Annotated in this window: 13 protein-coding genes, 1 other RNA gene and 1 riboswitch; of the genes, 12 read left to right on the forward strand and 2 right to left on the reverse strand. The window is 71.2% G+C overall.

Going from position 1 to position 11,089, the window contains the following annotated elements; translation table 11 throughout:
• Positions 1–15: 15 nt before the first annotated feature.
• The 8 genes from glyA (at position 16) to thiL (ending at position 7,344) form a co-directional block, all read left to right on the forward strand.
• Positions 16–1,284: a serine hydroxymethyltransferase gene (gene glyA, locus CNR27_RS05165; RefSeq protein ID WP_096297233.1), complete on the forward strand. Its 1,269-nt coding sequence runs from the start codon at positions 16–18 to the stop codon at positions 1,282–1,284.
• A gap of 35 nt (positions 1,285–1,319) precedes the next feature.
• A complete protein-coding gene (gene nrdR, locus CNR27_RS05170) occupies positions 1,320–1,844 on the forward strand; it encodes a transcriptional regulator NrdR (protein WP_096297234.1) in 525 nt (174 codons plus the stop codon).
• 230 nt (positions 1,845–2,074) lie between these two features.
• Entirely contained in the window at positions 2,075–3,169 is a 1,095-nt protein-coding gene (gene ribD / locus CNR27_RS05175; protein ID WP_096297235.1) for a bifunctional diaminohydroxyphosphoribosylaminopyrimidine deaminase/5-amino-6-(5-phosphoribosylamino)uracil reductase RibD, read from the forward strand.
• Between the two features lie 272 nt (positions 3,170–3,441).
• Positions 3,442–3,590, forward strand: a riboswitch (FMN riboswitch).
• A 94-nt stretch (positions 3,591–3,684) separates the two neighbouring features.
• A complete protein-coding gene (locus CNR27_RS05180; protein ID WP_096297236.1) occupies positions 3,685–4,302 on the forward strand; it encodes a riboflavin synthase in 618 nt (205 codons plus the stop codon).
• Positions 4,299–5,399, forward strand: coding sequence for a 3,4-dihydroxy-2-butanone-4-phosphate synthase (gene ribB, locus CNR27_RS05185; RefSeq protein WP_096297237.1), 1,101 nt, complete (start codon positions 4,299–4,301; stop codon positions 5,397–5,399). Before CNR27_RS05180 ends, ribB begins: the two co-directional genes overlap by 4 nt.
• 41 nt (positions 5,400–5,440) lie before the next feature.
• Positions 5,441–5,908: a 6,7-dimethyl-8-ribityllumazine synthase gene (gene ribH, locus CNR27_RS05190; RefSeq protein WP_096297238.1), complete on the forward strand. Its 468-nt coding sequence runs from the start codon at positions 5,441–5,443 to the stop codon at positions 5,906–5,908.
• On the forward strand, positions 5,905–6,369 hold the full coding sequence (nusB, locus tag CNR27_RS05195; RefSeq protein ID WP_096297239.1) for a transcription antitermination factor NusB: 465 nt from the start codon (positions 5,905–5,907) through the stop codon (positions 6,367–6,369). The genes ribH and nusB overlap by 4 nt, the downstream gene beginning before the upstream one ends.
• 18 nt (positions 6,370–6,387) lie before the next feature.
• A complete protein-coding gene (thiL, locus tag CNR27_RS05200) occupies positions 6,388–7,344 on the forward strand; it encodes a thiamine-phosphate kinase (RefSeq protein ID WP_096297240.1) in 957 nt (318 codons plus the stop codon).
• A gap of 31 nt (positions 7,345–7,375) precedes the next feature.
• Here the strand turns inward: thiL and CNR27_RS05205 are convergent, their stop codons facing one another.
• Together CNR27_RS05205 and CNR27_RS05210 are read right to left on the reverse strand one after the other, a co-directional pair.
• Entirely contained in the window at positions 7,376–7,756 is a 381-nt protein-coding gene (locus tag CNR27_RS05205; protein ID WP_096297241.1) for a YraN family protein, read from the reverse strand.
• Positions 7,753–8,997 carry a penicillin-binding protein activator gene (locus tag CNR27_RS05210; RefSeq protein ID WP_096297242.1) on the reverse strand — a complete coding sequence of 415 codons (1,245 nt, stop codon included), beginning with the start codon at positions 8,995–8,997 and terminating at the stop codon, positions 7,753–7,755. Before CNR27_RS05210 ends, CNR27_RS05205 begins: the two co-directional genes overlap by 4 nt.
• Positions 8,998–9,053: 56 nt before the next feature.
• On the opposite strand from CNR27_RS05210, the gene rsmI reads away from it, so the two are divergent.
• The 4 genes from rsmI (at position 9,054) to rnpB (ending at position 10,683) form a co-directional block, all read left to right on the forward strand.
• Entirely contained in the window at positions 9,054–9,920 is an 867-nt protein-coding gene (rsmI, locus tag CNR27_RS05215; protein WP_096300321.1) for a 16S rRNA (cytidine(1402)-2'-O)-methyltransferase, read from the forward strand.
• A 17-nt stretch (positions 9,921–9,937) separates the two neighbouring features.
• Positions 9,938–10,132, forward strand: coding sequence for a chromate transporter (locus tag CNR27_RS05220; protein WP_425435509.1), 195 nt, complete (start codon positions 9,938–9,940; stop codon positions 10,130–10,132).
• Positions 10,104–10,277, forward strand: a complete 174-nt coding sequence (locus CNR27_RS15220; protein WP_157745286.1) for a hypothetical protein — start codon at positions 10,104–10,106, stop codon at positions 10,275–10,277. The genes CNR27_RS05220 and CNR27_RS15220 overlap by 29 nt, the downstream gene beginning before the upstream one ends.
• 41 nt (positions 10,278–10,318) lie before the next feature.
• Positions 10,319–10,683, forward strand: an RNA gene (gene rnpB, locus CNR27_RS05225) — RNase P RNA component class A.
• Positions 10,684–11,089 lie beyond the last annotated feature (406 nt).

An 11,089-nucleotide genomic window follows, 5' to 3' on the forward strand; every position in this document is an offset into this window, starting at 1 on the left:
TCTCCGGAGCCCTCGATGTTCCAGCGCGACGCCCGTCTCGAAAGCTTTGATCCCGACCTCGCCAAGGCCATCGCCGACGAGACCCGCCGCCAGGAGGATCATGTCGAGCTGATCGCCTCGGAGAACTACTGCAGCGCGCTGGTGATGGAGGCGCAGGGCAGCCAGCTGACCAACAAGTACGCCGAGGGCTATCCGGGCAAGCGCTACTACGGTGGCTGCGAATACGTCGACATTGCCGAGCAGCTCGCGATCGACCGCCTCAAGCAGCTCTTCGATGCGGACTACGCCAACGTGCAGCCGCATTCGGGTTCGCAGGCCAACCAGGCCGTCTATTTCGCCCTGCTGCAGCCCGGCGACACCATCCTGGGCATGTCGCTGGCGCATGGCGGCCACCTGACCCACGGCGCCAAGGTCAACGCATCCGGCAAGCTGTTCAACGCGGTGCAGTACGGCGTGAACGATGCCGGCCTGATCGACTACGACGAGGTCGAGCGTCTGGCCGTCGAACACAAGCCGAAGATGGTCGTCGCGGGTTTCTCGGCGTATTCGCAGGTCATCGATTGGGCGCGCTTCCGCAGCATCGCCGACAAGGTGGGCGCGTATCTGTTCGTCGACATGGCGCATGTCGCAGGCCTGGTCGCCGCCGGCGTGTATCCCAACCCCGCGCCGCATGCGCACGTCGTCACCTCGACCACGCACAAGACCCTGCGTGGCCCGCGCGGCGGCGTCATCGTCGCCAGCAGGCAGGGCGCCGGCGAGCAGTTCGACGAGATCGCCAAGAAGCTGCAGTCGATCGTGTTCCCCGGCATCCAGGGCGGCCCGCTGATGCACGTGATCGCGGCCAAGGCGGTCGCGTTCAAGGAAGCGCTGGCGCCGGAGTTCAAGGCCTACCAGCAGCAGGTGGTGAAGAACGCCCAGGCGATGGCGAAGGTCATCATCGAGCGCGGCTACAAGATCGTCTCCGGCGGCACCGAGAACCACCTGATGCTGGTCGACATGATCGGCAAGGACGTCAGCGGCAAGGACGCGGAAGAAGCGCTCGGCCGCGCCCACATCACGGTCAACAAGAACTCCGTGCCCAACGATCCGCGCAAGCCCTTCGTGACCTCGGGCCTGCGCCTGGGCACGCCGGCGGTGACCACGCGCGGTTACACCGAGGCCGATTGCGCCGAACTCGCCCACTGGATCTGCGACGTGCTCGACGCGCCGGCCGACGAGAGCGTCATCGCCGCGGTGCGCGACAAGGTCGCCGCGCAGTGCGCGAAGTACCCGGTCTACGGCTGAGCGCCACGGCGCGCCACCGGCTGACGGACTGACGCATGCATTGCCCCTTCTGCCAGAGCACCGACACGCGCGTGATCGACTCGCGCGTGTCGGAGGACGGCGCGACCATCCGTCGGCGGCGCGAATGCGAGGCCTGCGGGGAGCGTTTCAGCACGCTGGAGACGATCGAGCTCAAGCTGCCGACGATCATCAAGGGCGACGGCCGGCGTGAGCCGTTCGATGCGCGCAAGCTGCGCCTGAGCATGGACCGCGCGCTGCACAAGCGCCCGGTCTCCGAGGAGCAGATCGAAGCGACGGTGCGCGCGGTCGTCCACCAGCTGCGCATGACCGCCGAGCGCGAGGTCTCCTCTCGACGGGTCGGCGAGTTCGTGATCGCCGAGCTGCGCAAGCTCGACCACGTCGGCTTCGTGCGCTTCGCCTCCGTGTACCGCGCGTTCGAGGACGTGGCCGATTTCCGCGAGGAGCTCGACCGGCTCGAGCGCGAGCTGCCGGGCGATGGTCAGTTGCCGCTGCTCGAGGGCGCCGCCGCGACCCCGGTCAAGGGACCGCGCAAGCGCTGAACGCTCCGCTCGTTGGTGCCTGCCACGCGCGCGGTGAAGGGCTGTCGCATCGGGTCGGGACGGCTTCCCGGTCCGGCAGTGGACCTGGCCCCGCATCACGCCCCGGCCTGACCAGCCCTGGGCGAGGCATGCCCGGGCGCACTTTCGCCGGCACGTGCGCCCGCCATCCCGGATCGGCCCCCTTCCGGGCAGGATGCGAACCGGCGGCCCCATCGATTCGAGGATTGCGCATGACCGACTTCACCGCCGACGACCACCGTTTCATGGCCCGCGCGCTGTATCTGGCCGAGCGGGGGGCCTGGACCACTCGTCCCAACCCGATGGTCGGCTGCGTGCTGGTCGCGGCGGGCGAGCCTGTCGGCGAAGGCTTCCACGTGCACAAGGGCGGCCCCCACGCCGAGGTGGTCGCATTGCAGGCGGCCGGTGAACGTGCGCGGGGCGCGACCGCTTACGTGACGCTCGAGCCCTGCGCGCATACCGGAAGCACCGGGCCCTGCGCGGACGCGCTGATCGCGGCGGGTGTCTCGCGCGTGGTCGCGGCGATGCGCGATCCGTTTCCGCAGGTCGACGGGGCCGGGTTCGACCGGCTGCGGGCGGCCGGCGTCGAGGTGGCGTCCGGCCTGATGGAGCCGCAGGCGCGCGCGCTCAACCGTGGCTTTCTTTCGCGCATCGAGCGCGGACGGCCCTGGCTGCGGGTCAAGCTCGGCTGCAGCCTCGATGGCCGCACCGCGATGGCCAATGGCGATTCGAAATGGATCACCGGCGCGGCCTCGCGCCGGGACGTGATGCGCTGGCGCGCCCGCGCCGGCGCGCTGCTGACCGGCAGCGGCACGGTGCTGGCCGACGACCCCCGGCTCACCGTGCGCCTCGAGCCGGAGGCGCCGTTCGCCCCGCCGCTGCGCGTCGTGCTGGACGCGGGCCTGGCGACGATCGCGCGCGGCAATGTGCGCGATGGCGCCGCGCCGACGCTCTATGTGCATGCCCGCGATGCCAAGCCGCCGCAGGGCTTCGCGGCGCCTCGCCTCGCCGTCGCGCGCGGGGCCGACGGCCAGCTCGATCTGCAGGCGGTCCTCGCAGCGCTGGCCGAGGGCGGCATCAACGAGGTCCAGGTCGAGGCGGGCGCGACGCTGTCGGGCGCGTTCCTGCGCGCCGGACTCGTCGACGAACTCCTGCTCTACATCGCCCCGGTCTTGCTGGGCGAACGCGGCCGGCCGATGTTCGACGGCCTCGGCATCGAATCGATGGCGCAGCGGCTGCATCTGGAGACTGTCGACACGCGCCGGATCGGTGACGACTTCAGGATCCTGCTCCGTCCCGCTGTCTGAATGATGTGCCGCAGTCGGCGGTGGGCACGCGACCAGTGCGCCGGAATCGAGTTTCGATGGCTAGGCAGCCAAGGGTTTCGACCGGCGGCGGGCCCCGGCTGTAAGGCGCTTGCCGGCTCCCGCCTCCTGCTCGCTTTCCCGGGGCCGGGATCGAGCTTCACGTACGCCGGGCTTGCGGCTCCGCTGTCCCTGCAATGAAGCATCCCGCCGGGCGCGGGAGGCAGCGCGAGCGGCGCTGCTAGAATGCGCGGGCCGGCGTGCCGGCATCAATCGAATGTCTTCGGGGCGGGGTGGAAGTCCCCACCGGCGGTAGGCGCGGCGACGCGCGAGCCCGCGAGCGCCGCCGGCAGCTGCCGGCGGGTCAGCAGATCCGGTCGAAATCCGGAGCCGACGGTCAGAGTCCGGATGCGAGAAGACGACCTCATGCGTGGCCGAACGGCCGCGCACGCTGTCGCGTCCCGGACCGTTCCCTTCTCGCTTGACCGCGCGGGTGCCGCGCGGACGGAGGCAGCGACATGTTCACCGGACTGATCGAGGGCGTCGGACGCCTGGTTTCCATCGAATCGCGTGGCGGCGACGCGCGGCTGCGCATCGCGGTCGGCACATTGCCCTTCGAGGGCGTGGCGATGGGCGAGAGCATCGCGGTCAATGGCGTGTGCCTGACCGTGGTCGACTTCGACGACGCGCATTTCGAGGCCGATGCCTCGACCGAAACGTTGTCGCTGACCACGCTGGGCGCACTCGTTCCGGGCCGCGCGCTGAACCTGGAGCGCGCGATGCGCCCGACCGATCGCCTCGGCGGCCATCTGGTCAGCGGTCATGTCGATGGCGTCGGCCGCGTGGCCTCGATCCACGACGATGCCCGCGCGCAGCGCTGGCGCTTCGAAGTGCCGGCCGCGCTGCTGAAGTACATCGCCCAGAAGGGCTCGATCTGCGTCGATGGCGTCAGCCTGACGGTCAATGCCGTGGACGCCACGGGCCTGGAGGTCGCGCTGGTGCCGCACACCGTTGCCCACACGGCGTTCGCAAGCACGGCCGTCGGCGACGGGGTGAACCTGGAAGTGGACCTGGTCGCCCGTTACGTGGAGCGGCTGCTCGCCAGTGGCGTGGTGCCGGCGGGAGCGCAGGCATGAACTTCGCCCCGGTCCCCGAACTGCTGGAAGAGATCCGCCAGGGCCGCATGGTGGTCATCGTCGACGACGAGGACCGCGAGAACGAAGGCGACCTGATCATGGCCGCCGAGCTGGTCAAGCCGTCGGACATCAATTTCATGGTCACCCACGGCCGCGGCCTGGTCTGCCTGCCGGTCACGCCGAGCCGCGCTGCGCAGCTCGGACTGGCGCCGATGGTCCGCGCGAACACCGCGCAGTTCCAGACGAACTTCACCGTCAGCATCGAGGCCGCCGAGGGCGTGACCACCGGCATCTCGGCGCACGACCGCGCGCATACGATCCGCACCGCGGTGAAGGCCAATGCCAGGCCCGAGGATCTGCACCAGCCCGGCCACATCTTCCCGCTGGTCGCCCAGCCCGGTGGCGTGCTGACCCGCGCCGGGCATACCGAAGCCGGCGTGGACCTGGCGATGCTCGCGGGCCTGGAGCCGGCCGGGGTGCTGGTCGAGATCCTCAATCCCGACGGCAGCATGGCCCGTCGCCCGGAGCTGGAAGCCTTCGCCCGCGAGCACGGCCTGAAGATGGGCTCGATCGCCGACCTCATCGCCTACCGTCTCGCCACCGAGCACACCGTCGAGCGCATCGACGAGCGCGAGATCGACACCGAGTTCGGCCCCTTCAGGCTCGTGACCTACCGCGACCGCATCGCCCATGACCTGCATTTCGCGCTGGTCCGCGGCACGCCGGACGCGCAGACACCGACGCTGGTCCGCGTCCAGGTGGAGAATCCGCTGGCCGATCTGCTGCACTGGCGCCGCGACGATTTCGGCATCGCCGGCAGCGATGCGCTGCGGGCGATCGCCGCCGAAGGCCGCGGCGTGATGGTGGTGCTGTCGGCGCCGCGCGATTCCGAGGCCCTGCTGGCGAAGCTGCGCAAGGAAGCGGTGGTGCGGCCCCCGGGCAAGGACAAGGATGTCGGCCAGTGGCGGCGGAACGGCGCCGGCGCGCAGATTCTCGCCGACCTCGGCCTCGGCCGGCTGCGCGTGCTGGGCACGCCGCGCAAGCAGGTGGGCCTTGCCGGCTACGGGCTCGAGGTCGTGGAATACGTCGGGGCATGACGCGCGGTAAACTGGACGGCCCTGCGCAAGACCCCATGCCCATGAGCCACATCGAAGGCGACCTGCGCGCCCCGGCCGGCGCGCGCTACGCGATCGTCGCCAGCCGCTGGAACCCGAAGATCACCGATGCCCTGGTGGCCGGCGCGCGCGCCGCGTTCGCCGACCATGGCGTCGCCGAGGACGCGGTCGACGTGATCCGCGTGCCGGGCGCCTGGGAGATTCCGGTCGTCTGCGCGCGCCTGGCCGGCGCGGGCCGATATACCGCGCTGCTGGCCCTGGGCTGCGTGGTGCGTGGTGACACGCGCCACTACGAACAGGTCGCCGACGGCTGCAGCGAGGCGCTGATGCGCGTCGCGCTCGACAGCGGCGTGCCGGTCGCCAACGGCGTGCTGGCGGTGGAGACCCACGGCGACGCGGAGAAGCGCGCCGGCGGCGTCCACGGCAACAAGGGCGAGGAGGCGGCGCTGGTCGCCATCGAAATGAGCAACCTGCTGGACAAGATCGGATGAACCAGACCCGCAAGCCCCATGGCGTCGACCCCGTGCTGCGTTCGCGTGCACGCCGCCGCGCGCTGCAGGCCATCTACGCGATGCAGATGTCGGGCACCGAACCGCGCGAGATCGTCGCCCAGTTCGCGCACGAACAGGCCAAGGAAGTCGCCGATCTGGCGTACTTCGAGGATCTGGTGCACGGCGTGGGCGCGCGCTACCGCGAACTCGACGCAGCGCTTGCGCCGTTCCTCGACCGCGGCATCGACGAGGTCGATCCGATCGAGCGCGCGATGCTGCGCATTGCCGCCTACGAGTTGCAGCACCGCATCGACGTGCCCTACCGGGTGGTGATCGACGAGGCGCTCAAGACCGTCAAGCGCTTCGGCTCCGAACACGGCCATACCTACGTCAATGGCGTGCTCGACAAGGCCGCCGCGGCCTGGCGTGCGCCGGAAGTGGGGGCGCTGCGCGGGCGTTGAGCCCCCGGCGCGCCGACGATGGCCGGCGAATTCGATCTGATCGAGCGTATCCGCGCCCGCACCGTCGCGCGCGGTGACGTGGTGCTCGGCATCGGCGACGACGCCGCGCTGCTGCAACCGCCCGCCGGCCAGCAGCTCGTCGTCGCGATGGACACGCTCAACGCCGGCGTGCATTTCCCCGATGACACCGCGCCTGCGGACATCGGCTGGAAGGCGCTCGCGGTGAACCTGTCCGATCTGGCCGCGATGGGCGCCACGCCCGCCTGGTGCACCCTGTCGTTGTCATTGCCGGCGTCCGATCCGGTCTGGATCGACGGCTTCCTCGACGGCTTCGATGCCCTCGCGCGCCTGCATGATGTCGCGCTGGTCGGCGGCGACACCACGCGCGGGCCGCTCTCGGTCTGCGTCACCGCGTTCGGCCTCGTGGCGCCGGGCATGGCGCTGCGCCGCGATGGCGCGCGGATCGGCGACGACGTGTGGGTCAGTGGCACGCCCGGCGACGCGGCGGCCGCGCTGGCGCAATGGTCGGCGGGCGGCCCGCGCGATCCGGCGCTGCGCGCGCGCCTCGACCGGCCGACCCCGCGGCTCGCGCTCGGCCTGCAATTGGCCGGCCTCGCCAGTGCCGCGATCGACATCTCCGATGGCCTGCTGGCCGACCTCGCCCATCTGTGCCGTGGCAGCGGCGTGGGCGCCACGATCGACCTCGATGCGTTGCCGGTGTCGGACGCCCTTCGGGCTGCCGCGCCCGATCGCGACACGCGCCGCGCACTCCAGGCCACCGGCGGCGACGACTACGAGCTGTGCTTCACCGCCTCGCCTGACCGCCGCGGGGCCGTTCTCGAGGCGGGCGATGGGGCAGGGGTGGAGGTCACCCGGATCGGCCGCATCGGCTCAGGGGCAGAAGTCATCGCAGTCGGCGCCGACGGCGCGCCCTGGACGCCGCCACGCGCGGGCTGGGATCACTTTTCCGGCTGAAGTCCCCCGCCGATGGCATCCGCCGCGGCCTTCAGTCATCCGCGCGGAACGCATCCTCGATCCAGCGCAGCGTGGGCGACGCCGCGTCGCCGCTCGCTTCGACCACGTCGAAGCGGCACGGCAGCTCGCGCAGCCCGGGCTGGCGCATCAGGAACTGCTGGGCGGCCAGCACCAGCCGGCGGCGCTTGCCGGCATCGACCGAGGCCGCGCCCCCGCCGAAGGCGGCCGTGCGGCGGTGGCGGACCTCGACGAACACGACCGTCCGCGCACCGGCGCGCGTATCCAGCATCACGATGTCCAGCTCGCCGCCGCGGAATCCGACATTCGCAGCGAGTGGCCGCAGACCGGCAGCCTGCAGATGCGCGGCCGCGGCCCGCTCGACGGCGGCACCCTCGCGCCGCCGCTCGTTCAACCGCCGGCGTCCGCCTGCGGCACCACATAGCCGTTGCGCCAGGTCGACCACGCCGGCTGGCGCATCACGTTGCCGTCGGGGGCAATGCGCAGCATCCCGGTCGCGCCACCGACCGTGGCATCAGGTGCAAGCGCCAGGTGCTCGAGATAGCCGGCCAGCAGCCAGGCATCGAAGCCGAATGCGAACAGACGTGCGGCGGGGCCGCGCGCGGTCGGCAGGTCGCTGGCGACCGAGGCCTGGGGAGGCAAGGAACGTGCGCCGCTGCCGATGGACCAGCTTTCGGTCGGGAACACGATGCCGTCGAGGATCTGGTCCTCCTCGGCCTTGCCGGTGCCATGCGTCAGCAGCGAGCTGCCCACGCGCGGGCGCGTCGCCAGCCCGGCGACCGACATCTGTGGGGCGAGCACGCGGGCCTGGTTGCCGCGGATGGCCAGGTAGACCGCATCCACGCCGACTTCGCCGGCCAGTGCGTTCTGCAGCGCGGCAGTCTGGTCGCCCGGAGCGTCGCCGATGATTGCGAGCGTGGCCACGACGCTGCCGCCGTTCTGGGCCAGCCGCGCGGCCAGCGCATCGACACTGCGACGGGCCGCGTCCTCGCCATTGCTCAGCACCAGCACATTGCGGGCATTGCGCTTGAGCAGGTACTGCGCGGCGGCGTCGCCCTCGTCTTCGGGGGCAAGCGAAAATGCCGCGGCATTGTCGGGCGCCTCGGCCGAGCCGCGGTTGAGGGCGACCACCGGCACCGAGATCGGACCGCGGAACAGCGCGTCCACCTCGTCGCGCCCAAGCGGGCCGAGCACCTGGTCGGCGCCCTCGGCGATCGCCCGTGCATAGGCGGCAGTGGCGCCGGCAGCGGTGCCGGAGGTGTCGTAGAACGCGAGTTCGGGCCGGGCGCGGCGCTCGCCGTAATAGCCGGCCAGCAGGCCGTCGCGCACCGGCGCGGCGGCAGTGGCCAGCGGGCCGCTCATCGGCAGCAGCACCGCGAGCTTGCGCGGAGGGCGGTAGCCGTCGCGATCGGCGGGCGCGCGCGTATCGTCGAAATGCCAGCGCGTCGGCGCGCTGGTCGTTGTCGTCGAAGGCTCCATCGGGACGGGCGCAGGGCCCGAGGTCCGCACGGTGGCGCAACCGGCAAGCACGGCCGCCAGGGCAGCGCCGGTGAGCAGGCGCAGGGCGCGGGGCCGGGTGCCGCGGAGGCGCGTGGCGTGGGTGCGGGCGTTCGAAGGCTGGAGCGTTGCTGCCATGTCGCGGTTCCGCTGCAGGATAATGGCCGCATTCTAGCGTTCCCGGCGTGCAGACGATGACCGATTCCTCCCGCGCCCCCGGCGTCCTCCACGTGGTGGCCACGCCGATCGGCAACCTCGGCGATCTGTCGCCGCGGGCGCAGGACGTGCTGCGCAGCGTCGACGCGATCTGCGCCGAGGACACTCGGCATACCCGTCAGTTGCTGGGTCATTTCGGCATCGATCGCCCGCTGCTGGCGCTGCACGAGCACAACGAGGACGGGCTCGCGGCACGCCTGGTCGAGCGTCTGCGCGCTGGCGACTCGCTGGCCCTGGTCAGCGATGCCGGCACGCCGCTGGTCAGCGATCCGGGCTTCCGTCTGGTCCGCGCCGCGCGCGCGGCCGGGCTGCGGGTGTCGCCGGTGCCGGGGCCGAGCGCGCTGATCGCCGCGCTCAGTGTTGCCGGCCTGCCCAGTGATCGCTTCGTCTTCGAAGGGTTCCTGCCGGCCAAGGCCGGCGCGCGGCGCGAGCGCCTGCAGACGCTGGCCGCCGAGCCGCGGACCCTGCTGTTCTACGAGTCCTCTCACCGGATCGAGGAGATGCTCGCCGACGCGGTGCAGGCGTTCGGCGGCACGCGCCCCGCGGTGGTCGCCCGCGAGCTCACCAAGCTGTTCGAGACCGTGCTCGACGGTCCGCTCGAGACGCTCGCGGCGCGGGTCGCCGCCGATGCCGACCAGCGCCGGGGCGAGTTCGTGGTGCTGGTCGAAGGGGCAGGCGAGGACGCCGATGCGCGCCTGGCGGAAGGACGGCGGGTGTATGCGCTGCTGAGCAAGGAGATGAAACCGTCCTTGGCAGCGAAGCTCGCCGCCGACATCACCGGTGCGCCGCGCAAGGCGCTGTATGGCATGGGCGGCGGCGCCGACTCCGAGGCCACCGGCGGCTGAGGCGGCTGTCCCGACGCATTTTCGGCGTCTTCCTGCGGGTCGGCCTCACGGCCTTCGGCGGCCCGGTCGCGCATCTGGCGTATTTCCACGCCGAGCTCGTAGTGCGGCGGCGCTGGCTGCGGGAGACCGAGTACGCCGAGCTCGTCGCGCTGTGCCAGCTGCGCCGGCGAGCAGCCGGTGGGCTTGGCGATCGCCTTCGCCAGGCAGGCTGATCCGCTGTGGCGCAGCGCGGTCGAGGACTGGCACGACGTCGTGCTGGTCGTGGCGGGTTTGTTCATCCTGGCCGGGCTGCGCGTGCCGCCGTGGCTGCTGGTGCCGCTGATGGCGCTGGCCGGTCGGGCCCTGTCGGCTGGCTAGACCGGCGTGGACCGCTGGAGCATGCGACAATCCGCGCCGGCGGAGTCGGCCAGACAGTCGCGTCATCACGGGAGCTTCGGCACCCGGCGATGCCGAGGAAAGTCCGGGCTCCACAGGGCAAGGTGCCAGGTAACGCCTGGGCGGCGCGAGCCGACGGAAAGTGCAACAGAAAGATACCGCCCAAGACTGCTTCGGCAGGACGGCAAGGGTGAAATGGTGCGGTAAGAGCGCACCGCGAGCCTGGTAACAGGCCGGCACGGCAAACCCCACCTGGAGCAAGACCAAATAGGGACCTCATGACGTTGCCCGCGTCGGGTCCGGGTAGGTTGCTCGAGCGTACCGGTGACGGTGCGCCTAGAGGAATGACTGTCCACGACAGAACCCGGCTTATCGGCCGGCTCCGCCACCTTCTTCAGATCGCGGGCCTACACCTTTGACCGCAAGGGTGGGGGACCGCCGCCCAACGTTCCAAGGCGGGGCGCTGGAATCCCCGCTGCTCGACAGGCGTGGCGGGTCTTGTCATCCATGCCATGAGAACCAGCCGTGTCCACCCTCGCGCTGGTTTGTCGAGCTCCCGGGAAGCCCGGAGCGGTGGGGACCTCTCTTCCAGGGCGACTGAAGTTCCTCTCCAGCCGCCTCGGACCATCCGGGTTGAGTTGGACGCGGGTGGACGGCCGGCTCGGGATCCTCAGGCTGAGCCTTCGTGGATCTCCATGTTGCCCACCCGGACACAGGGCCGGTCCGTCAGCGGTCTTCTGTCCGGCTGCGGCGCTGCAAAGGCGGGCGCCGCGCATCCCGGTTCCGGGTCGGGT

Origin of the sequence: Luteimonas chenhongjianii (assembly GCF_002327105.1) — a bacterium.
Classification (GTDB): Bacteria; Pseudomonadota; Gammaproteobacteria; order Xanthomonadales; family Xanthomonadaceae; genus Luteimonas; species Luteimonas chenhongjianii.

Excerpts from the sequence above, each read along its gene's own strand:
- glyA (WP_096297233.1), top strand. The coding sequence starts at position 16 with ATGTTCCAGCGCGACGCCCGTCTCGAAAGCTTTGATCCCGACCTCGCC.
- nrdR (WP_096297234.1), top strand. The coding sequence starts at position 1,320 with ATGCATTGCCCCTTCTGCCAGAGCACCGACACGCGCGTGATCGACTCG.
- ribD (WP_096297235.1), top strand. The coding sequence starts at position 2,075 with ATGACCGACTTCACCGCCGACGACCACCGTTTCATGGCCCGCGCGCTG.
- CNR27_RS05180 (WP_096297236.1), top strand. The coding sequence starts at position 3,685 with ATGTTCACCGGACTGATCGAGGGCGTCGGACGCCTGGTTTCCATCGAA.
- ribB (WP_096297237.1), top strand. The coding sequence starts at position 4,299 with ATGAACTTCGCCCCGGTCCCCGAACTGCTGGAAGAGATCCGCCAGGGC.
- ribH (WP_096297238.1), top strand. The coding sequence starts at position 5,441 with ATGAGCCACATCGAAGGCGACCTGCGCGCCCCGGCCGGCGCGCGCTAC.
- nusB (WP_096297239.1), top strand. The coding sequence starts at position 5,905 with ATGAACCAGACCCGCAAGCCCCATGGCGTCGACCCCGTGCTGCGTTCG.
- thiL (WP_096297240.1), top strand. The coding sequence starts at position 6,388 with ATGGCCGGCGAATTCGATCTGATCGAGCGTATCCGCGCCCGCACCGTC.
- CNR27_RS05210 (WP_096297242.1), bottom strand. The coding sequence starts at position 8,997 with ATGGCAGCAACGCTCCAGCCTTCGAACGCCCGCACCCACGCCACGCGC.
- rsmI (WP_096300321.1), top strand. The coding sequence starts at position 9,054 with ATGACCGATTCCTCCCGCGCCCCCGGCGTCCTCCACGTGGTGGCCACG.